The 20676-nt window shown below is 35.0% G+C and carries 17 protein-coding genes; 3 read left to right on the forward strand and 14 right to left on the reverse strand.

The features are described from left to right. Nucleotides 1-429: 429 nt before the first annotated feature. The 7 genes from B8T70_RS18585 to B8T70_RS18615 form a co-directional block, all read right to left on the reverse strand. Entirely contained in the window at nt 430-861 is a 432-nt protein-coding gene (locus B8T70_RS18585; protein WP_086895798.1) for a hypothetical protein, read from the reverse strand. A 4-nt stretch (nt 862-865) separates the two neighbouring features. Then, nucleotides 866-1954, reverse strand: a complete 1089-nt coding sequence (locus B8T70_RS18590) for an efflux RND transporter periplasmic adaptor subunit (protein ID WP_086895799.1) — start codon at nt 1952-1954, stop codon at nt 866-868. Between the two features lie 7 nt (nt 1955-1961). Then, nucleotides 1962-5111: an efflux RND transporter permease subunit gene (locus tag B8T70_RS18595; protein WP_086895800.1), complete on the reverse strand. Its 3150-nt coding sequence runs from the start codon at nt 5109-5111 to the stop codon at nt 1962-1964. Nucleotides 5112-5121: 10 nt separating this feature from the next. Then, nucleotides 5122-6507 (reverse strand): TolC family protein, encoded by a 1386-nt coding sequence (locus B8T70_RS18600; protein WP_086895801.1) that lies wholly within the window; start codon nt 6505-6507, stop codon nt 5122-5124. A gap of 78 nt (nt 6508-6585) precedes the next feature. Then, the gene (locus B8T70_RS18605) at nt 6586-6993 is read right to left on the reverse strand and encodes a hypothetical protein (RefSeq protein ID WP_086895802.1); all 408 of its coding nucleotides are present in this window, start codon (nt 6991-6993) and stop codon (nt 6586-6588) included. Nucleotides 6994-7540: 547 nt separating this feature from the next. Then, on the reverse strand, nt 7541-8494 hold the full coding sequence (locus B8T70_RS18610; RefSeq protein WP_086895803.1) for a hypothetical protein: 954 nt from the start codon (nt 8492-8494) through the stop codon (nt 7541-7543). An 83-nt stretch (nt 8495-8577) separates the two neighbouring features. After that, nucleotides 8578-9948, reverse strand: coding sequence for a saccharopine dehydrogenase family protein (locus B8T70_RS18615; protein WP_086895804.1), 1371 nt, complete (start codon nt 9946-9948; stop codon nt 8578-8580). 208 nt (nt 9949-10156) lie between these two features. On the opposite strand from B8T70_RS18615, the gene B8T70_RS18620 reads away from it, so the two are divergent. Beyond that, entirely contained in the window at nt 10157-10543 is a 387-nt protein-coding gene (locus tag B8T70_RS18620; RefSeq protein WP_039116307.1) for a DUF423 domain-containing protein, read from the forward strand. Nucleotides 10544-10625: 82 nt separating this feature from the next. Next, the gene (gene pckA, locus B8T70_RS18625) at nt 10626-12227 is read left to right on the forward strand and encodes a phosphoenolpyruvate carboxykinase (ATP) (RefSeq protein WP_086895805.1); all 1602 of its coding nucleotides are present in this window, start codon (nt 10626-10628) and stop codon (nt 12225-12227) included. A 196-nt stretch (nt 12228-12423) separates the two neighbouring features. On the opposite strand, the gene B8T70_RS18630 is transcribed toward pckA, so the two are convergent. After that, nucleotides 12424-13482 (reverse strand): phytase, encoded by a 1059-nt coding sequence (locus B8T70_RS18630; RefSeq protein ID WP_086895806.1) that lies wholly within the window; start codon nt 13480-13482, stop codon nt 12424-12426. Between the two features lie 66 nt (nt 13483-13548). Next, complete coding sequence (locus B8T70_RS18635; RefSeq protein ID WP_086895816.1) at nt 13549-16356, reverse strand: TonB-dependent receptor; 2808 nt, start codon at nt 16354-16356, stop codon at nt 13549-13551. 298 nt (nt 16357-16654) lie between these two features. Between B8T70_RS18635 and B8T70_RS18640 the strand changes: the two genes are divergently transcribed. Beyond that, a complete protein-coding gene (locus B8T70_RS18640; RefSeq protein ID WP_086895807.1) occupies nt 16655-17755 on the forward strand; it encodes a DUF4407 domain-containing protein in 1101 nt (366 codons plus the stop codon). A gap of 144 nt (nt 17756-17899) precedes the next feature. Here the strand turns inward: B8T70_RS18640 and B8T70_RS18645 are convergent, their stop codons facing one another. The 5 genes from B8T70_RS18645 to B8T70_RS18665 form a co-directional block, all read right to left on the reverse strand. Further along, nucleotides 17900-18610, reverse strand: coding sequence for a PH domain-containing protein (locus B8T70_RS18645; protein ID WP_086895808.1), 711 nt, complete (start codon nt 18608-18610; stop codon nt 17900-17902). A 70-nt stretch (nt 18611-18680) separates the two neighbouring features. Continuing rightward, complete coding sequence (locus B8T70_RS18650; protein ID WP_039116302.1) at nt 18681-19052, reverse strand: MmcQ/YjbR family DNA-binding protein; 372 nt, start codon at nt 19050-19052, stop codon at nt 18681-18683. Between the two features lie 36 nt (nt 19053-19088). Continuing rightward, a complete protein-coding gene (locus B8T70_RS18655) occupies nt 19089-19493 on the reverse strand; it encodes a DUF4260 domain-containing protein (protein WP_086895809.1) in 405 nt (134 codons plus the stop codon). Further along, complete coding sequence (locus tag B8T70_RS18660) at nt 19490-19891, reverse strand: GNAT family N-acetyltransferase (protein WP_039116301.1); 402 nt, start codon at nt 19889-19891, stop codon at nt 19490-19492. Before B8T70_RS18660 ends, B8T70_RS18655 begins: the two co-directional genes overlap by 4 nt. Continuing rightward, nucleotides 19888-20643: a cyclase family protein gene (locus B8T70_RS18665; RefSeq protein ID WP_086895810.1), complete on the reverse strand. Its 756-nt coding sequence runs from the start codon at nt 20641-20643 to the stop codon at nt 19888-19890. The genes B8T70_RS18660 and B8T70_RS18665 overlap by 4 nt, the downstream gene beginning before the upstream one ends. Nucleotides 20644-20676 lie beyond the last annotated feature (33 nt).

The following is a 20676-nucleotide window of genomic DNA, read 5'->3' on the forward strand; positions in this document are numbered from 1 at the left end:
TTTGCTGGCGCGAGCGTCCCGCTCGTGAAAACAATCAGAATAATTTAAAAACAGAAAAATTATGGAAGAATTACTATGTAAAAAAAACTATCATTGTAAAACTATAACAGGACTAAATTTAAAATGTAAATCTATTTTAGGATTAAGTATAAATATGTAAACTTTTTTCAGGACGATACAGCTTCATGTTCACGAGCGGGACGCTCGCGCTAGCTTGCGGATTTTTGACTAACGATTTTTGATTTCAGAAGTATGAAACCTTTAATGCCAAATGTATTAGCCCAGATAGTAACGGCATCCTTTTCTTTGTTTCTTTAACAAAGAAAAGATAGAGTGGATAGCTGGAATAGCTCCTTAAAATGATACTTTATAAAACAAAAAAATCCACTTTAGGGTTAGTAAAGTGGATTTTTGATAAATGGGTTTTAATTAATTTTTTGCTTGTTCGTTATCTTTCATAAACTTCTGAAAATTCTCTTCGGATGCAAAATAAGCGACATTTCCTTCTTCGTTTAATGACACAATATATGCCGAGGCTTTATCGATTTTTTCTCCTGTAAATGGGTCTGTTGCTTTGCGAACGCTTTCGTCGCTCGGAATGCGTTCTACGCACATGGCGCAACATCCGTAGTACATTTTCCCATCATAGGGAACTTCCATTTGTTTTTTCTCCATGTGTTTGTCATTAACCATACATACCTCATCGTTGGGAACGTGTTTTGCTATGTTAGGAATATCTTGTTGCACTGGTATTTCTTGCGGAGTTTGTGCCGTGATTTGTTCTTTAACTTCTTTGTCTTTGCAAGAAATTAATACGGCTGCAATTGCGATTATAATTAGGTATTTGCTAGATGTTTTCATGGTTTTATTTTTTAATTTTTGTTCCTTCTACAATTTCTTCGGTTGCTTTTAGGAGTATGTTATCGCCTTCGTTTAACTCACCAAATACTTCGATTTTATCCATTAACGGACGCCCTTTTGAAACGGGGATATTTTTGGTCATTCCGTTTTCGATTCGGATTACGTACATGCCCATATTACTTTCGACCAAGGCTGTTTTTGGTATAAAAAATGTAGCTTCTTTTGCTTGCAACGGAATCATTGCTTCAACCACCATTAAGGGTTTTAGCTCTGGATATGTTTTCATTAAATCGGCTTCGATACGCTCGGAGCGGAGTTTGAAATCGAGCACTCCTGATTTTCGGGATATTTTAGCCATATATTTTTTCTGAGGAATCGAACTTACCTTAAAATGTATCGAATCTCCTAAGTTTAAAAAGGCTGTATTTGCTTCGGGAACTGAAAGGGAAACTCTCAATTTCTTGTTATCCTGAAGTATCAATAAAGGTTTGTCGGAACCTTTTCCCATTGGTCCAACATACGAGCCTAAATCGATATTTCTTTCGGCAACGATTCCGCTAAAAGGTGCTCGAATTACCAGATAATCATTCATGATTTGGATTTCCTGATAAGCTGATTTAGCTGCTTCCAGTTGCGCTTGGTCGGCTAGTTTTCTTGCTGTAATCTGGTCTAAAGCATCTTTGGCAATTGCCCCTTTTGTTTCATTGGCTTTGAACATTCGATCGTAATTGGATTTTGTCGCAATATATATTGCCTCTTGCGCTTTCCATTTTGATTTTGCCGATGCTAATTGTGCTTGAATTTCTGGCGCTTCGAGTACAAGAATAACTTGCCCTTTGGTCACTATCGAGCCAATATCTACAGGAAGTTTCTTGACATAACTGTTTACTTTGGCATAAATAGCCGTTTCCTGATCTGAAACTAATTCTCCGGCTAGTTTTAACTGAACCAGTGGATTACTTTTCTTGATGGATGTAGTTTCAAAATTTGGCATCATCATCATTGGCATCGCGTCTGTTTTTTCGACCTTTTTAGTTTCTGAATTGCAGGATGCAAATACAATTCCGATAAGGATATAATAGATTAGTTTCATTTGTATTTTATTTTTCTAATGTTATATAATGTGTACTGTTTTCGTCTTCAGGATCTAATGATGGAGATTGTGTCGAAGTTTTGCCTTGTATCCATACAAATACTAATGGCAATAGTAGTAATACACTAAATGAGGACGCAATTAATCCGCCAATTACGGCTCTCCCTAGCGGTGCAACTTGGTCGCCACCTTCGCCATGACCAATAGCCATTGGTAACATTCCTGCAATCATTGCCAGCGAAGTCATGATAATAGGACGAATACGAAGTGATGCTGCCTGAATGGCTGAGTTTAACGCATTGCCGTTTTGCATGCGCAATGTTTCGGCATTACTTATTAATAATACGGCATTGGCAATAGAAACTCCTACCGACATAATGATTCCCATATAAGATTGTAGGTTTAAGGTCGAGCCTGTAATTTTCATTAATAGCAACGATCCTAAGATTACAAATGGAACGGTTGTTAGGATTACAAACGAAACTTTGAACGATTGGAAGTTGGCTGCCAGCATTAAAAAGATTACCATAATGGCAATTAATAATCCCATTGCCAGACTGCTCATGGTTTCATCGAGAACGGGAACCATCCCGGAGATTTGAATATTTACTCCTTTTGGTAATTCTCCCAGAGAGGCAATCGCAGCTTGTACATCTTTTTGAGCACGACCTAAATCGGCATTATGGATATTGGCTGTAACAGGGGTATAGCCCATTGTTCCTAAATTGTAACTTTCGCCCAAAACTTTTGTTGGTGTAATTGTGGCTACATCGCCAAGAACTGGTCGGTCGGAGTTTTTCCCTAGCGGAACATTAAGCAATTCGTCCTTACTGTTTAATATATTTTGTGGCGTTTGTACTTGTACATCGTAGGCAATTCCCATCATTCCGCCTACCCACATATTTTTGCTTGTATAACGAGAAGATGCAGTAATTGGAACCAATGAACGAGCTATATCCTGAGCGTCGATTCCTAATTGCGCAGCTCTTAATCTGTCGATATTAATTTCGAAAGCCGGATAGTTTAATGATTGCGGAATTTGCTGGTCTCTTAAATAGTCGATTTCTTTTAGTTTTGTCAGTAATTTATTGGCATACATAATGTTCATTTTTTTCATCATTCCCGAGAAACGAACTTCGATAGGCGTATTGGTTCCTTGGCTAAGAATTTTTTCTGTCAGCTCGATTGGTTCGAAAGAAAAGTGCAATTCGGGCATTTTAGCTTTCATGTGGTGACGGATTTTTTCTTTTAAGTCATTGGTGTTTCCGTCAAAATCTTTTAATGCAATTTGCATCAAAGCTTCGTGTGGTCCTGCATTGTATAAGTAAATAGGGCTTACCGCAAATGATGAAGGATGCTGACCAATAAATACCGAAGAAATTGCAATATGGTCTTTACCAATTACAGTTTCCATTTCGTGTAAAACCTGCTTGATTTTTAGCTCTGTTTTTTCGATACGAGTTCCTTCGGGTGCTTTTATACGTACCTGAAACTGACTCGAATTAACGGTTGGCAATACATCTTTTCCGGTATTGCTGTACATTATAAAAACTCCCAATGCTACTAGGACAAAACTCGCAATTAAGATAGTTTTGCGTTTCTCCATTATGGATTGCAAGAACGTTACAAAACGATTTTTAAATCTATCAAATTTGTCTTCTTCATGTACATGGTTTTCGTCTTTGGATTTCATTAACCAGTTTGCCATTACGGGAACAAAGGTTTGTGATAGGATAAATGACAATATCATCGAAAATCCTATGGCAAGTGCCAACGGCATAAATAGAGAACCAGGGATTCCTGTCATCATAAATGCGGGTGCAAATACAGCCAGAATACAAAGCAGAATCAATAATTTAGGGAAGGCAATTTCGCGACAAGCATCCAGAATTGCTTTGGCTTTTGTTTTGCCCATTGCCAGATGTTGGTGGATGTTTTCGATAGTAACTGTACTTTCGTCAACCAGGATTCCTATAGCCAGAGCCAATCCTGATAAGGACATTATATTGATGCTTTGCCCGAATAATTTCAGGAATAATACGCCCGAAATAATCGAAATAGGAATCGTTAATACCACAATTAAAGCCGCTCTGTTATCACGCAAGAATAACAATACCATTAATCCGGTAAGTAAAGCTCCCAATACACCTTCGAGAATTAAACTTTTTACGGCATTGATAACATATACGGATTGGTCAAACTCATAAGAAATAGTAACATCATCCGGTAAATTATTCTGAATCATCGGGATGGCTTTCTTTAAATTTTTCACCACGTCCCAAGTCGAAGCGTTACCTGATTTTGCAATATTGATATATACCGAACGTGCTCCGTTAATCAAGGCATAACCTGTAGTAATATCGGCTCCGTCTTTTACAGTTGCCACATCACGGATGTAAACATTATCGACTGCGCCTTTAAAAATTGGAATATTTCCAAAATCGGCAACTTCTTTAATTGTATTGTTTGTAGGCGTTAAATAATTAATATCGTCGATGTAAATATTTCCCGATGGTGAGGTAATATTATTGCGGCTTATGGCTTCTACAATTTGTTCAGGAGTTAATTGATGGGTACGTAATTTATTTGGGTCGATGTTTATTTCGATTGTTCTCGGGCTTCCGCCAAAAGGTGGTGCGGTTGTTAATCCTGGAATTTTAATCAAAAAAGGTCGTGCCGTAAAGTTGGCAATATCCTGCAATTCGTTATTGGTTTTCGAATTACTCTTGAAAACCAATTGTCCAACAGGTTGCGACGATGCATCAAATCTAATAATGAATGGAGGCGGAGCTCCCGGTGGTAAGAATACTTGAGAACGATTGGACAGTGCATTGATTTCGGCAATAGCCTGACCCATATCTGTACCTTCATAAAAGTTTATTTTCATTAAGGTCAATCCTTGAGTATTCTTAGTTTCGATGCTTTCGATTCCGCTCGTAAACAGCATCATATTTACATACATTTTCGTAAAATAACCTTCCATTTGTTGAGGTGTATATCCATTAAATGAATGGGCAATGTACACGACAGGAAGATTCATATCTGGCAGAATATCTACCTTTATATCTTTGGTAGCTTTAATTCCGAAGAATAAAAGCCCCAGCACCATCACCATAATCGAGATGGGCTTGCGCAAGGCAAAACGTATTAAATTCATAATTTAGGCTTTAGTATATCGCGTTTAGTAAAATAGTCAGGTCACCCTTGGCAGCAGCTTTAATCCATAAGGCTTGCCAGATGTTGTTTTGCGCTATTTCATAGTCTATTTCGGCTCTGTTGAGCGTGTAGAAAGATTGTGTCAGGTCTACAATTGTCGTTAAGCCATTGTTATATAATGCAGTATGTTGTTGGTATGCATCTGTGGCAGCTTTTACCTGAGTTTTGGTTTCTTCAAAATTTTCAAATGCATTTTTTAATTTGTCATCTGCCAATTTTTGTTGCGCCACAAGTTCCTGATTCATATAATCATATTCCTTTTGCAAGGATTGCGTAATGAATTTTTGTTCTTTCTTTTTGGAAGACTGACGGTATACATTCATCAAATTCCAACTGATACCAACGCCAACAATATAATTACTGCGGTCTATGCCAACTCCATCTGAATACGATTTAGAGAAAGCTGAATTATCCTGCACATAATTCCAATCGAACCCTGAGCCACGCCCTTGTATTACGCCAAATGACGAAATAGTAGGAAGTCCAAGTGCCGATTGTAATTTTTCTTGTTGCACGCTTTTCTGAACCGTACTATTTTGCCATTCCAGAATAGGATGCTTGCTCGTTTCTACCGAAGATTCTAGAAGTAGAGTAGGAGTCTTGTTGGTAAAAAGACTGTCTAGTTCATACTTTCTATATTCTTCTCCCATCATAACTGCCAGTGCTTTGGAGTAATCGAGTTCTAAATCATAGGCTTTTATTACTGCCGATTTAGCATTGGCAACTTCGGCTTTCGCCAAAGAAAAATCGACTTCTGGAATCAAGCCGCTATTAGAACGGCTCTCGGTTGTTGTGGCAACAACTTGAGCACGTTCCAGATTTTTATCCTGCACAAATTTTACGCGTTGTGCAGCAAGAAGATTTAAGTAAGCCGCACCAACTTTTACCTGATGTTGGAATTTTAGTTGTTCCAAATCTCTCTGAGCGACAGTTTCATCTGCTTTGGCTATGGAAACCTGGCTTTTTATTTTGCCAAACGTAAATAGGTTCCAATTGATGTTTGCTAAGTAAAGAGAGCCAAAAGCGGCATTCCAGTTTTGCTCCTGCAAAGGCATAGAGGTCGATGCAACGCCCAAACCTCCGTAACCATATAAAGGTCCGTTTTGAGCATTGATAGTTCCATAACTTTGTTGTGCCATCAATGTGAAATCAGGTAGATATTGACTTTTTTGATATATTATATTTTCTCTCGAAGCAAGTACCATTGCTTCTTTGGCTTTTATTTTTTCAAAATTCTGAACAGAACGTTCAAGAGCATTTGGTAAAGTTACGGTCTGCGCCAAAAGATTTCCTGTGGCAAAACCGAAGAATACCAATGCAAAGAATTGCATTTTCATACATTAAATATTTAAAATTAAACAATAGAAATCCCGTGCTATTCTTTGGAAACAGCAGAGTTTATCAATTGAATAAAATCAAATTTGGTAAACGCAATAGTAAATGTAGAGTATTGTATTCCTTATAGGAATCGTAGTAAATACGTATGAGAATCCAACAGTTTTTACTTGTGGAAGTTCATAACCAAAGACAACTTTAAAGAAGTGAAAAGGCAAGGCGACTCCCAAGTATTTTAAAGAAGGATTATCAGGGGAAGCTTTTTGAGCCTTTTCTGTTATTTTTAATAATTTAGTTTCATGTTTGCAGCAATCCTTAAGTATTTTTCCGTCTTTACGGTCACATTTGGTGCAAGGTTGCCCTTCTTTATTGTTTGCAAAAAAGTAAGTTTCCTGTTTGATTCCTTTACAGATATGAGTATTCTGGGTAAAGCCAGATGACAATACCAAGTAGAAAAAGGAGAGGAATAGGATTAATGCTTTTTTCATATCAGAAAGCAAAGGTTGCTATCTTATTGGAAATGGTTGTTGCATAATTTTGGTAGTTATTTACAAGATTTACAAAATTTTATTTTACCGTTGAGTTTTTTACCATTAAGAGATTAAGGAAAATTAAGTTTTAAGATGGGAACGCTGATTTAAAAAATTAACAGCAAAGGGCGCAATCCCGAAGCCTCGGGATACGCAACGGTCGCAAAGTTTTAAAAATTAACCACAAAGCGCACAAAGGGTTATGTTAAGCTAACAATTCCGACCCCGAAACGTCGGGACGGGATAAAATCTGTTTAATCCTTTTAATCTGTGGCGAGAAAAATGGATAGTGAAGAGTTCGCAAAGTTTCTCCACAGCCTTGTCACCCTGAGGAACGAAGGGTCTCCACAAATAGCTCGATAATGTGGGACAAGTTTGTGAGAACATTGAGTATATACTCTATATGTCCGTTTTTTCTCCATAAAGGAGTAACGAAAATTTAAGTTTAGCTTAATGAAACTTAATATCTTAATGGTTCAATTTTTTATTTTAAAGTTTTTTGAGATTATCGACCTAAATATGCATTCAAATCAACTCGATGAATTTGTTGAGGTACATTGAGTACTGGTTTTCTAACTAAAGCTTCATTGGTTAAATAATAATGAAAACCATCTTCGGTTGCAATACCTTCAATTTGATGAAATGGCAATGCAAGTTTAATCTTTTGTTTATTCCCCGATAGAAAATCATTGTTTTTATAATCGTACAAAAGATATAAAAAAGGCTTCCCAATTTTAGAATATCCACAAAGTACAATCAGTTTTTTGGATGGCAAATAAGTAGCACCAGTAACTAACCCTTTTACGTCTAGGGTTTCTTTTAAACTGGCAATATGATTTCCGGGTGTATTGGGTAAAACATAAATACTGGTTTTAGAGCTCCTCCATTGTTTGGTAAACAAATAAATACTGTCGTTTGTAACGATAAATGCTTCACAATCAAAGTTAGTTTTGTTTGCCTTTTCTTGTGTAAAATCCGTTTGGTTAGAATAAGAAAACGAAATGGTATCGATGATAGGTTTTCCTGCCAGAAACGATTCTTTTTCGATTTTCAGAATGTGTAAATTGGTTCTGTTTCCCTTATAATTATTTCCAAAATCGCCTATGTAAATATGGGTGCTATCTTGCGAAATTTCCTCCCAGTCATTATTGATTACTTTTTCTAGTGCAATTTTCTTTTTAAGCTCTCCCAAATGATTTAACCCATAAATGGTTTTATCATGGTCATCATTATGTGTCCACAATAGCGAATCGAAAGCTATTAATCCCGATGTTTCTTTAATAGAATCACTTAGTTTATTAGAATATTCAGGTTTTATTTTTACAGATTTGTACAAACAACTTCCGTCATTCTCAGTTGCTTTTGGATTGTAGTTTTTAGACAATGGATCTGTACAACCTAAGATTTGTCCGTAGGTTGTAGTGATGCATAAAAAGAAAAGCAAAAGGGCTTTTTTCATTGGGATGAATTGTGATTATCAAAAATAAAGGAATATTTTTTGACTGCTGGTATTTTGAATTTTTTCGTAAAATAAAAAAACTACTAATTAAGAAGTTTATCGGGATTATATCCAAAATAAGGCATAACCTGCTCATGAAATACTACTCCGTATTCTTCTAATTCTTTTAAAATCGGTAAATACACCTCTTTATTTATTGGTAACTGAACTCCAGGAGTTGTAATCTTACCATTTAATATCAATAAAGTGGCCATTGCAACAGGCAATCCAACAGTTTTTGCCATTGCAGTATACGTTTGATCATCTCCAATGCAAACCATTTTGGAGTCTATTTGCGTGTCTACACCATTTAATTTGTATCCAAATTTATGGTACATCACTATCATATCTTTATCGTGTGGCTCTAAAGTCCAACTATCCGAAAGTATTTTTTCTAGTATCTGAGCTGGAGTAGCATCTTTTAATCCAACAATTTTATTCGAGTTAAACAAGTCAAGCTCAACAAGTTTGTCCCACATTATATCATCCTGATCTATTTTAAGAATCAAACGCATTTTTATTTCTACAGAATCAGTTGGGTGATAAGGCAAAAAAGAATTCACAAACTGACGATAACTCATAGTTTCAGAATGTTCCATAACATAACTATCATCGGTCATTCCTAATTGTACAAACATATTCCAAGCTTTCGAGAATCCAACTCTTCTTATTGTACCACGATACAAAGTAAGAATATCTTCAAGACCATAAATAGATCTGTATTTTAAAGAATCACGATTAGAATACGCTTCAAACTTTCCGTATCCTTCTACTTCAAGAAATTCGGTTCTGCGAAATAAATTGCAATACGGGATATATTTATAAGTTCCTTCCTGTATAAATTTGGCTGCTCCTCCCTGCCCTGCTAAAACCACATTACGCGGTAACCAACTAAATTTATAATTCCATAAATTATTATCAGATTCAGGAGCTACAAGTCCGCCACAAAAAGATTCGAACAATAACATGCTTCCACCTTTCTCTCTAATTTCATCGATTACCTTCATGGCACTCATATGATCGATACCAGGATCAAGCCCAATTTCATTCATAAAAATCAAATTATTAGCTTTTGCTTCCTTGTCCAGTGCCTGCATCGCATCACTTATATAAGACGCGGTAACCATATGCTTTTGGTAAAGCAAACAATCTTTGGCAACTTCTACATGTAAATGAGCCGGCAACATCGATATTACAATGTCTGCCTTTTGTATCGCAAGCTTTCGCTGTTCTTCATCAAAAATATCCAATGCAATAGGTGTCGCATTAGGATGTTTATTCGTTTTCTTTTCGGCAAGAGCCAAAGACAAATCACCTATAATAAGATGCAGGTTCTCCTTTTCGGACTTATCCAATAAATATCGTATCAATGACGACGCTGATCTGCCTGCTCCAATGACTAAAACTACTCTCATATTTTACATATATAACACAAACATACAATAATGTTATATTCATAACAATTAAAAAATGTTAAAAAAATGAACTATACATTATTTTAAACCAAAAATAAGCAGAATTTATTTATCCAGAAGAAAGCTAAATATTTCCAAAAGTTCTCTTAATTTTTTTCCATGATGAAAGTTTTAAACCTATTTTTGTAACAACTAAAATAATATTGTAATGGATAAAAAAATAATTGCAACAGGTGCTTTTTTCGGAATGTTAGCTATCATTTTAGGAGCTTTTGGAGCTCATGCTCTAAAAAAAGTTTTATCAATAGAAGAACTTGTAACTTTTGAAACTGGTGTACGTTACCAAATGTACCATGCATTATTTTTATTCTTTGTAGCCACAAGAAAAGAACTTTCACAAAAGACATTAAAGGTTATTTACAATCTTGCTGTAGCTGGTGTTATATTATTTTCGGGTTCAATATACTTACTTGCCACGAATAACCTTACAACATTTGACTTCAAAATTATCGGATTCGTAACGCCAATAGGCGGACTCCTATTAATTCTTGCTTGGACTGTGCTATTTGTTAAAATTATTAAACAAAAGTCATAAAATTCGTTATATAAAATTTTATCTGAAATATAATATCTAATTTTACAGTCTATAAAGTAAAACATACACAACTTATAAATTTATGGACAATCAAACGTTATCTACGCAATCGATTTCGCTAAATGAGTTAGGGATTAAAAATGCAACAATTCATTATCAGTTATCAGCTGACGAATTACACAACATTACGATACAATCAGGTCAAGGTGTGGAGGACTCAACAGGTGCATTAGCAATTAATACTGGTACATTTACAGGACGTTCGCCTCAAGATCGTTTTATTGTAAAGGATAGTATTACAGAAGACCAAGTTTGGTGGGGAAAAGTAAACATTCCTTTTGAACCAGCAGCTTTTGAAAAATTATACAACAAGGTAACTCAATATTTATCTAACAAAGAAGTATTTGTTAGAGATTCTTACGTTTGTTCAGACCCTAATTACAGATTAAATGTACGTGTTGTTACTGAGACAGCATGGTCTAACTTGTTTTGTTACAATATGTTTTTGAGACCAGAAGCAGAAGAATTAGTAAACTTTACTCCAGAATGGACAGTAATTTGTGCTCCTAGCTTCATGGCAGATCCTGCTGTAGATGGAACAAGACAAAGCAATTTTGCAATTTTGGATTTTACAAAAAAAATTGCTCTTATTGGCGGAACAGGATATACAGGAGAGATGAAAAAAGGAATTTTTTCGGCTTTAAACTTCATCTTGCCAGTATTTAAGAACACATTACCAATGCACTGTAGTGCTAATGTTGGTAAAGAAGGTGATACAGCTATTTTCTTTGGTTTATCAGGAACAGGAAAAACAACTTTATCTGCAGATCCAGACCGTAAATTAATCGGTGATGATGAACACGGATGGACTAATGAAAATACAGTATTCAATTTTGAAGGTGGTTGTTACGCTAAAGTAATTAACCTTACTGAAGAAAACGAACCAGACATTTTTAGAGCTATTAAAAAAGGTGCTTTATTAGAGAACGTTGTTTTTAAACCAGGTACAAACGTGGTAGATTATGATGATATCTCAATTACACCAAATACAAGAGTTAGTTACCCTATTACCCACATTGATAATATTCAGCCAGGTTCTATAGGTAAAAACCCTAAAAATATTTTCTTCTTAACAGCCGATTCTTTTGGTATTTTGCCTCCTATCTCGAGACTTACACCTGGACAAGCTGCTTATCACTTTATTTCTGGTTATACTGCTAAAGTTGCTGGAACAGAAGCTGGTGTAGACGAACCTCAACCTAATTTCTCTGCTTGTTTTGGAGCGCCATTTATGCCGTTACACCCAACTCGTTACGCAGAAATGTTGAGCAAAAAAATGAAAGATGCCGATGTAAAAGTTTGGCTTATTAATACTGGATGGACTGGTGGAGCATACGGAACAGGAACTCGTATGAAACTAAAATATACTCGTGCTATGATTACTGCCGCTTTAAATGGAGAATTAGACGACGTAGCATACGAAAACCACGTTGTTTTTGGAATTGCAAAACCACAAAGTTGTCCTAATGTACCTAGCGAAATATTAAATCCTAGAAACACTTGGGCAAATCCAGAATTATACGATGTAAAAGCAAAAGAACTAGCAGAGAAATTCAAAGCTAACTTTGCAAAATTTGAAGAGTTTGCCAATGCCGAAATTATGGCAGGAGCACCATTAGCATAATATAAGGTCTTTACTAATTCAAACAAAAAGAGCTGTTCAATCGAACAGCTCTTTTTTATTTATACTTGTTTTTTAGTATCAGTACGCAGTGTCAGTCTTCACTATCAGTTTACTTACTGTATTTATAAAGAAAACCGTAACTTATTATGACAGCAACTGAAAACTGGAACTGAGACTGAAAACTGAAACTAAATACTTATTTCTTCACTTGCTCATCAATACGTTTTTGTACTGAATCCCAGCTATAATAATGAAACGTCATTCCGTTGCTCATTGCCACAAAAAGACCATTTTTAAAAACTCCTCCTAAATTTACATTCGTAACATCGGCACCATCGCACTCAATTGTCGACGTAGGAATCTCGGCAAGCAAAGGATACTTATTCGGATCTCCTTTAGCCCCTTCTCTAGGATAAACCATAAACGTATTAGCTTGTTGGTTAGAAACTAAAATATAACCCGTTGTTGCTGTTTTTTTATAAATTGCAATTCCTTCATTATCTGCTTTAAACTCTCCTTTTCCAAAAATAGCTAGCTCAACATCTTTTTGCTTACTCTCAGGATCAGCAACATATTTTCTGATACCAAATTGCTCATCACAGTAATACACCATTCCTAACTCATTATCTACAGCAATAGCTTCAATCTCTTTTTTTCCGCTATATGCACCAAACTTGCGAACTACTTTACCACTAACTGTTCCGTTTCCAGCATCAGTTAACTGATATTGCCACAAATAACTACCCGAAGTTCCTGATTTTCTACCTACGATAGCAAATATTGCGTGATCACTTGGTCGGGTGTACAAAGCAACTCCCATAGGATCACGTAATGTCTCACCATCAAAAACAGAAATTCCACCATTATCTATGGGTTTTAAATCTGGCAAGCTAAAAACCCTAATTTTATTAGTTTCTCTTTCGGTAGTAACCGCAACATCTATTTTTTTTCCATTAATAACTAAACCATAAGCAATATCTACATTGTTAGGTCTTTTTAATGTTTCCGATTTAGTTATGATTTTACCTTTTAAATCAAAAGCATATAATCCGCCATCGGTATCTTTATCTGTACCTACAATAATACTTTTAGACGGATCTGTAGGATGTATCCAAATAGATGGATCATCGGTATCATGCGGAAGTGGTTCTGTTACCGCTGTTGGTTTAATAGCATCTTTACGAACTGGCGCTAACTTGCTATCGCAAGAAACTAAAATGGCACTCACTAAGAGTAATATAAATTTATTTTTCATGTTCTATTTTTATAAAAATTGACAGGAACATTACATTCCTGCCAATTCTAACTAATTCATTCTATATTAAAAATCAAATTTCAATCCTAAATTATAACGCGCTTGGTAATATTCTACCTGTTTAGTATGCGACTCTACACCTTGATAATAACGTAACGGCTGATTGGTTAAATTATTTGCTTCTGCAAAAACACGAATCTTAGGTGTAATTTTAAATGCTGCATTAGCATCTACAAAAAGTTGTTTATCATAATAACTATCATTGTATTCATTAGAACCTAATTCATCTAAATAATCTGAAGTGAAATTAGTCGAAACCCTAGCCGAAAAACGTTTGTTTTCCCATGACAATGATCCATTAAACATATGTGGTGATGTTCCCGGAAGGCTTATATTACGTCTTTCATTTCCTTCTGCATCAGCGATACCTTTGGCTGTAGATTTTGTGTAAGTATAGTTTAAATAAATCCCGAATCCTTTTAAAAATGGACTTGTAAAGAAATCCAACTGACGCTGAAATGCTACTTCAAATCCAAACACATCTACATTATCACCATTTCTTTGTTGTATAAGTGTCCAATTATCTCCCGCTGGAATTGGATTTTGTTGGTTAGGAAAATCAGCCGCAAACTTTGCAGTTGTATATTGATTATCACTATATGTATAAATGAAATCATTTAGGTTTTTATAGAAAACACCTGCAGAAATTAAACCAACCGATTTAAAATAATTCTCGGCCATGAAATCATAGTTATAAGAATAAGTTGCTTTAAGATCTGGATTACCAGCTAATATCTGAGAATCGGCAGCAATATTATTGATATAAGGAGCCAAAGCATAATAATTTGGTCTTGCTAAAGCTGTTGTAGCAGCAGCTCTCAACACTAAATCTTTGGTCGCATTATACTTAAACGAAATCCCAGGCATTACGTTTGTATAAGAATTGGTTGTGTTTATCTTTCCTTCTAACTCTTCTTCGTCCAGAACACGATTACCAGTATAATCTATATGTGTATTCTCTACACGGAAACCTAAAATCATAGATAATTTATCATTAAAATCCTGATCCCATCTTACATAAGCAGCATAAATATTTTCTTTGGCTTGATAATTTACAGTCAAAAACTCAGCTGGATTTAATTCTTTATTAAACAAAGCAGGATTATTTAAATCTAAACCTCCCAAATACGAATTAGAAACAAACGTTCCTGGTACGTATTTACTCCCTGGATTAAATCCGTTTCCGTCATAATAACTGGTTTGAACATCAGCTAAAGTTTCCATTCCGCTTATTGGCTCATAAGAGTAGAAAATATTATCTCTCGACTTCTCTTTCATTCTTAATCTAAGTCCCGTTCTCAATCTTCCTTTCTCCGAAGGGATAATTGTAAAAGGAAACCTGATATTTACTTTAGCTCCAAATTCACTTTCCTTAGTTTCATCTGTATTTTCGGTAGTCGAATCAAATTTAAACTTATCTAAAGCTTCGCCAGTTGTTGTAACCAAAGGAAACTCTAAATCAGATAAATCTTGTACAGTATTCAATCCTTTCTGACGGTATTCGATATAACGTTCTTGAGGACGGTATTCTCTTGCTGTCGAATAATTTGCTGACCAATCAAGATCTAAACTAGAATTTATTAAATGTTCTCCACGTAATGCATAGTTCTGCACACGCTGATCTTCGAGTCTTCTGTTTTTATTGCGATTATTATCAACACCACCTTTTGTCTGACGCTTTACTCTCCCTGTAAAACCAGTAATTTGTTCACCATTATAAATAGGTTTCATATCATCATAAGTAGTTCTATAACGATTCTCTCTATCATCTCTCCAGTTATAAATTCCGTTAAAAAAAATGGTATTGTTTTCATCAAATTTATAATCTAAAGCTAGAGCTGCGCTTCGGCGAATACGCTGCACATCATATTTTCTAATTTCAGATTTACTTAAAAATTCATTCCCAAATTTATCTTTAGTCCAGGCAGCTTCAACATTATCCGAACCATAATCCACATTATTATAAGAACCACTTACAACAGCTCCAAGTTTATCATCAAAAAAGCGATTTCCATAAACTAATCCTGCTGTATAAATAGGTTTATCTCGTATTGGTGCATAACCTCCCGCTACTGTTGCCGAGATTCTTTCGCCATTAGGAGTTGCTCTGGTAATCAGGTTTACAGAACCCCCGATAGCATCTGCATCCATATCTGGCGTAAGTGTTTTATTCACCTCGATTGTTGTAATCATATCCGATGGGATAAGATCCATCTGTACATTTCTGTTATCGCCTTCGGCAGATGGAATACGATCTCCGTTTAAAGTCACAGAGTTTAATGAAGGAGCTAAACCTCTAATAATGATATTTCTTGCTTCTCCTTGATCATTCTGCATAGTAATACCTGGTACTCGCTTTAAGGCATCTCCAACATTAGCATCAGGAAAGCGCCCCATTTGATCTGCCGAAATAACATTTCCGATATTCTTATTCGTTTTTTGTTGATTTAAAGCTTTTGCTTGTCCCTTTAGGATATCACCTACAACAACTTCGTTTAATTCTGTCCCCGAAGATTTAAGAGCAAAATCTATAACAGCATTTTTCCCATCAGCAATAACTACATCTTGGATATTCTCTGTATATCCCATGTATTTTACTTTTACCTGATAAGATCCCGACATTACATTAAGCAATTCGTATCTTCCGTTATAATCAGAAATAGTATATTTATTCTGACCTACAATTTCAATCATTGCTCCTGGTAAAGGCAGTTTATCGTCTGCATCCAATACTTTCCCAGAAACAATTCCTTTTTGAGCATAACCTACTAAAGTTATTAAAAAGAGAACTAATACTAAACAATTTTTTTTCATTTTGGTTTTGGTTGTTTTTCTATAATGCGAAACTAGTTGCTGCATATTAACTATACCTCCTGAAAAATTTAACATATCGTTATGCTTCTGCTTTTTAAGCCTATTTTTTTTACTTAAAAATAACATAGCCCCTTGAAAATATTGATTAAAATTAACATTACCAACGGTTGAAAGTGCTATCAAAACCACATTTGAAAAACTAAAATAGTGACATAACCAAAAACATATCAACTATTTACCTCAATATTAATTTTTTGGCGTTAAATTTGCCTTATCAATCAATCAAAAACAATCAATCATGTTGAAACAATTTTTTATCCTTTGCTCAGGAGCAGATAAAAATCTCCTCGAGGACTGTTCAGAAAGTGAACAAACCAAATATGTTGGTATTGGAGCTACCGTTTTCTTTACCGCAGTAATGGCATTTATTGCAAGTGCATATGCCTTATTTACCGTTTTTGACTCAGTATATCCAGCCATGCTTTTTGGATTTGTGTGGAGTTTACTTATTTTTAATCTTGACCGCTTTATTGTATCTACAATAAAAAAAAGAGACCGTGTTTGGGATGAATTCCTGCAAGCAACACCTCGAATTATTCTGGCGGTTATTATCGCAATCGTAATTTCGAAACCATTAGAAATTAAAATTTTTGAAAAGGAAATCAACACCGTTTTATTAAAAGAGAAAAATGCAATGGCTCTTGCCAATAAAAAAGAAGTTGGTAATTATTATAAATCCGATTTAGACAAGAACAAAGCCGAAATCGCTGGATTAAAAGCCGATATCCTAAAAAAGGAAAAAGAGGTAAATGACTTATACTCAACTTACATTACTGAAGCCGAAGGAACAGCAGGTTCAAAACGATTAGGAAAAGGTCCTGTTTATAAAGAGAAACGCGATAAACACGATGCTGCTTTAAAAGAATTTGCTACGCTAAAAACTGAAAATGAGGCAAAAATAGCCGAAAAAGAAAAAGTTGCAAAAACACTCCAAGCTGATGTAGACAAAAAAGTAACCAAAACACAACCTATCATTGATGGTTTTGATGGCTTAATGGCGCGAATAAATGCATTAAACAAGTTACCTTGGATTCCATCTTTCTTTATTATGCTTTTGTTCCTAGCGATAGAAACATCTCCTATAATAGCCAAATTATTATCTCCGAGAGGAGAATACGATTTTAAACAGGAAGAGCTGGAAACAGCATTAAAAGCTACTCTGGAACAAAATAAATACCAACGTAGTTTATTAGTAAAAACCAGCGCTGCAATGCACGACAAAGTTTACGAGGATATAGCACAAGATAAACAGTTATACGACCTACAGCGAAAGAAAGCTACCGAACTCCTGGAACTACAAGCACATAGTTTTGTAGAAAAGCAGAAAGCGACTTTATAAGAGTTTAACCGTAAAGATCGCAAGACTTTAAAACGCAAGGTTCGCAAAATTTCATAAAAAAACCAACATTATAAATGTTGGTTTTTTTTATGCTTTTTTCTTTGCGCCCGTTGCGTGGGACTTTGTGAACTTCGCGGTTAAATGCTACATATAACTCAAAATCTCTTTTTTGAATGCATCATATTCACCTTGCATAATCAATCCGTTGTCTAATAACTTCTTGTAATTCTGTAATTTTTCAAAAAGCTCATCTTGCGACATATCACTTAATCTTCTCTCGCCTGTTGCGAATGAAGTTTCTTGAATTGGTTCGTTATAAATCGGTGCTGCTGGCATAATCTCAGCATAGTTCGTTACTTCTTCAGTTTCGATTTCTTCTACTACTTCCTCTTCCTCTACAGGTTCAACTTCTTCTGGTTCTGCAACCTCAGCAACTGGAGTTGGAGCAGCTACAACCGGGTTTTTAAGTATATCCAATTGTTCTTTTGCGTAAGTGAAAATTTTTCTTGCCTGAATTTTAGGAATATAATCTATAGAAAACTGAATATCTGTTTTTGTAGAAAAAGAAAACTCTGATCCAAGAATATTTTCTTTTACAAAAGTCCCAACGATATCATCCCAGGTATAATCTGTAAAATCCATTGATAAACCTAAATTTTTAGGCTTACATACAATGATTCGTTTGTTTGTTACTACAATGCTATCAGGAAAAACAGTAATTGCCGGTTTTTTTTGAACTGCAATGTATCCAATCTCTTCACCTCTCATTAATAAATCATTGAGTTTAGAAGTGATTTTTTCAATCGCTTTTGGGTCTTGTTCTTCGTTTAAAAACTTTTTAAATTGTTCTTTCATATTTTATAAGTTGCTAAGTTACAAAGTAACTGAGTTGCTAGTTTTTTCTCTTATGTTGCAAATGTAATGCCTAATTTTCTAATTCAATAATTTCATTCTGAATTTTCTTTGTCAAACTTTTGAAAACCAAATCATACGAATGGTCTATAAGTTCTTTTATAAAAGCCGTAGGCAAATCTCCATTCATAGTAATAGTATTCCAGTGTACTTTACTCATATGATATCCTGGTTTTATATCATCATATTCGGCACGTAATTCCTGAGCACGCTCTGGATCACATTTTAAATTTACCGAAGGAATGTTTTTTTCCCATTGGGTCAAAGAGGACAATGCAAACATTTTTCCGCCAACTTTAAACACCAATGTTTCTTCATCAAAAGGAAAATGTTCTGTAGTTCCTTTTTTAGAAAGACAATATTCATAATACGTTTCTAAATTCATATCATTTCTTATTTACCAATTTCTTCCGAAAAATATTTAAATTTTGGTTGTCAGGAACCCACTTTTTGCCTCATCAGAAGAAAGCTCTTTTTTGTTGTGGGTTTCACCTAAATGTGTGTACTTAAAACCTGTTTCATACTTTAATCCATAACCAAAAATACGATCCATCGAAGCATGAGAAAATAAAATAACTCCAATAAGCTGTACCGCTTCTAACTTTAAATAGCAGCCTAAAATATAAACTAAAACCGCAATTCCTCTATGATGGAATACATTATATAAAAAAGCACCAACTTTAGCATTTATTACATAACCTAGCATAGAAAAATCGGGTACTAATATCCACACCAGAAACCACCACCACTGATAATCTAATAGGCTAAACAAATATATTCCGAGAACAAATAAGCCTAACTCTTCTAGTTTTATAACTGTTTTCATAATACCACTTTTTCCATCATTTTCTCAGGACTTTTTAATGCTGTAAACCCAAATTTGCTATATAAGAAATGAGCATCTGTCGTTGCCAATCTCCATATTTTAACCTCTTTTAATGCAGGTTCATTTATCATTCGTTCTATTAAAACAGACGAATACCCTTTTCCTCGATGTTCTTCGGTAATAAAAACATCCATTACATAAGCAAAAACCACATAATCAGTTATAACACGGGCAAAACCGATTTGTTTATCATCCAGAAAAATCCCAAAACAAAACGAATTGTCAATCGTAGTCTGAACTTCTTCCATTGTACGACCCGCGGCCCAATAAATATCTTTTAAGAAATGCTGAATAAACGGAACGTCTAATTTGTTTTTATCAGTGCTAACTGTAATCATATTTTATATAAAATTGGCTTGCTCGGACTTGCATCATTCTCAAACGAAGCAATTTGCAAATTCAGAATATACTTTCCGTCTTTTATCTCGTCGTCTACATAAATCATTTCGGTAATTGTAGCATTTAATCTTGCATCAGCATTAAGATTATTTACATCTTTTACATTCCAGAAAGCTTTATGTGCCAAAAGTTTTCCTTCATCATGCTCTTTATCTACACTCGGCAAATCAATTAATAAATGTTGTATTCCGCTTTCGCGAATGAAAATCGCTGCGTCTTCCGACAAATAAGGAGGATTCGTATTCGAATATTTTGTAGCTTTTTTAGACTTTGAGTTTGGTTTCGTCCTGATAATTATTGCTTCCGGAGCTGTCCCATTGAGCGAAGTCAAAATATGTTCCTTAGTAATCACCAAATCTTCCCCTTGAGCTTCTGGTTCAACCGAAACTAATTCAGCCAAAAAGAAAAACGTTTTTAGAGATTGATTAATACTATAAAATTCTCGTGTAATATGTCCCAGGCATTCGGTATGAGTACCATGTCCGTGCGGATTAAAGAAAATATTATTAAAGTTGGTAGATGATTTCCCTTCCGAAACCTTCCCTATCCAATCGCCAAAAACTACTGGCTCGATTACTGGCTTTTCGATATACCACGCAATCGGGTTTTCATCTGTATTTGTAAGCGGAATCGAAATATCGATAGGTTTTGATAAATCGATTTGATATTTATTGTCAATGAGTGCTTTCATATTCTTAAGCATTTTTTTTAACCGCAAGGTTCG

The organism is Flavobacterium sp. AJR (assembly GCF_002156885.1).
In the GTDB taxonomy this organism is placed as follows: Bacteria; Bacteroidota; Bacteroidia; order Flavobacteriales; family Flavobacteriaceae; genus Flavobacterium.

What these genes read in the sequence shown, in the direction of transcription:
- B8T70_RS18600 (WP_086895801.1), bottom strand. Translation starts at nt 6,507, where the DNA reads ATGAAAATGCAATTCTTTGCATTGGTATTCTTCGGTTTTGCCACAGGA.
- B8T70_RS18595 (WP_086895800.1), bottom strand. Translation starts at nt 5,111, where the DNA reads ATGAATTTAATACGTTTTGCCTTGCGCAAGCCCATCTCGATTATGGTG.
- B8T70_RS18610 (WP_086895803.1), bottom strand. Translation starts at nt 8,494, where the DNA reads ATGAAAAAAGCCCTTTTGCTTTTCTTTTTATGCATCACTACAACCTAC.
- B8T70_RS18645 (WP_086895808.1), bottom strand. Translation starts at nt 18,610, where the DNA reads ATGAAAGAACAATTTAAAAAGTTTTTAAACGAAGAACAAGACCCAAAA.
- B8T70_RS18605 (WP_086895802.1), bottom strand. Translation starts at nt 6,993, where the DNA reads ATGAAAAAAGCATTAATCCTATTCCTCTCCTTTTTCTACTTGGTATTG.
- B8T70_RS18655 (WP_086895809.1), bottom strand. Translation starts at nt 19,493, where the DNA reads ATGAAAACAGTTATAAAACTAGAAGAGTTAGGCTTATTTGTTCTCGGA.
- B8T70_RS18620 (WP_039116307.1), top strand. Translation starts at nt 10,157, where the DNA reads ATGGATAAAAAAATAATTGCAACAGGTGCTTTTTTCGGAATGTTAGCT.
- B8T70_RS18590 (WP_086895799.1), bottom strand. Translation starts at nt 1,954, where the DNA reads ATGAAACTAATCTATTATATCCTTATCGGAATTGTATTTGCATCCTGC.
- B8T70_RS18665 (WP_086895810.1), bottom strand. Translation starts at nt 20,643, where the DNA reads ATGAAAGCACTCATTGACAATAAATATCAAATCGATTTATCAAAACCT.
- B8T70_RS18650 (WP_039116302.1), bottom strand. Translation starts at nt 19,052, where the DNA reads ATGAATTTAGAAACGTATTATGAATATTGTCTTTCTAAAAAAGGAACT.
- B8T70_RS18660 (WP_039116301.1), bottom strand. Translation starts at nt 19,891, where the DNA reads ATGATTACAGTTAGCACTGATAAAAACAAATTAGACGTTCCGTTTATT.
- B8T70_RS18640 (WP_086895807.1), top strand. Translation starts at nt 16,655, where the DNA reads ATGTTGAAACAATTTTTTATCCTTTGCTCAGGAGCAGATAAAAATCTC.
- B8T70_RS18615 (WP_086895804.1), bottom strand. Translation starts at nt 9,948, where the DNA reads ATGAGAGTAGTTTTAGTCATTGGAGCAGGCAGATCAGCGTCGTCATTG.
- B8T70_RS18585 (WP_086895798.1), bottom strand. Translation starts at nt 861, where the DNA reads ATGAAAACATCTAGCAAATACCTAATTATAATCGCAATTGCAGCCGTA.
- pckA (WP_086895805.1), top strand. Translation starts at nt 10,626, where the DNA reads ATGGACAATCAAACGTTATCTACGCAATCGATTTCGCTAAATGAGTTA.
- B8T70_RS18635 (WP_086895816.1), bottom strand. Translation starts at nt 16,356, where the DNA reads ATGAAAAAAAATTGTTTAGTATTAGTTCTCTTTTTAATAACTTTAGTA.
- B8T70_RS18630 (WP_086895806.1), bottom strand. Translation starts at nt 13,482, where the DNA reads ATGAAAAATAAATTTATATTACTCTTAGTGAGTGCCATTTTAGTTTCT.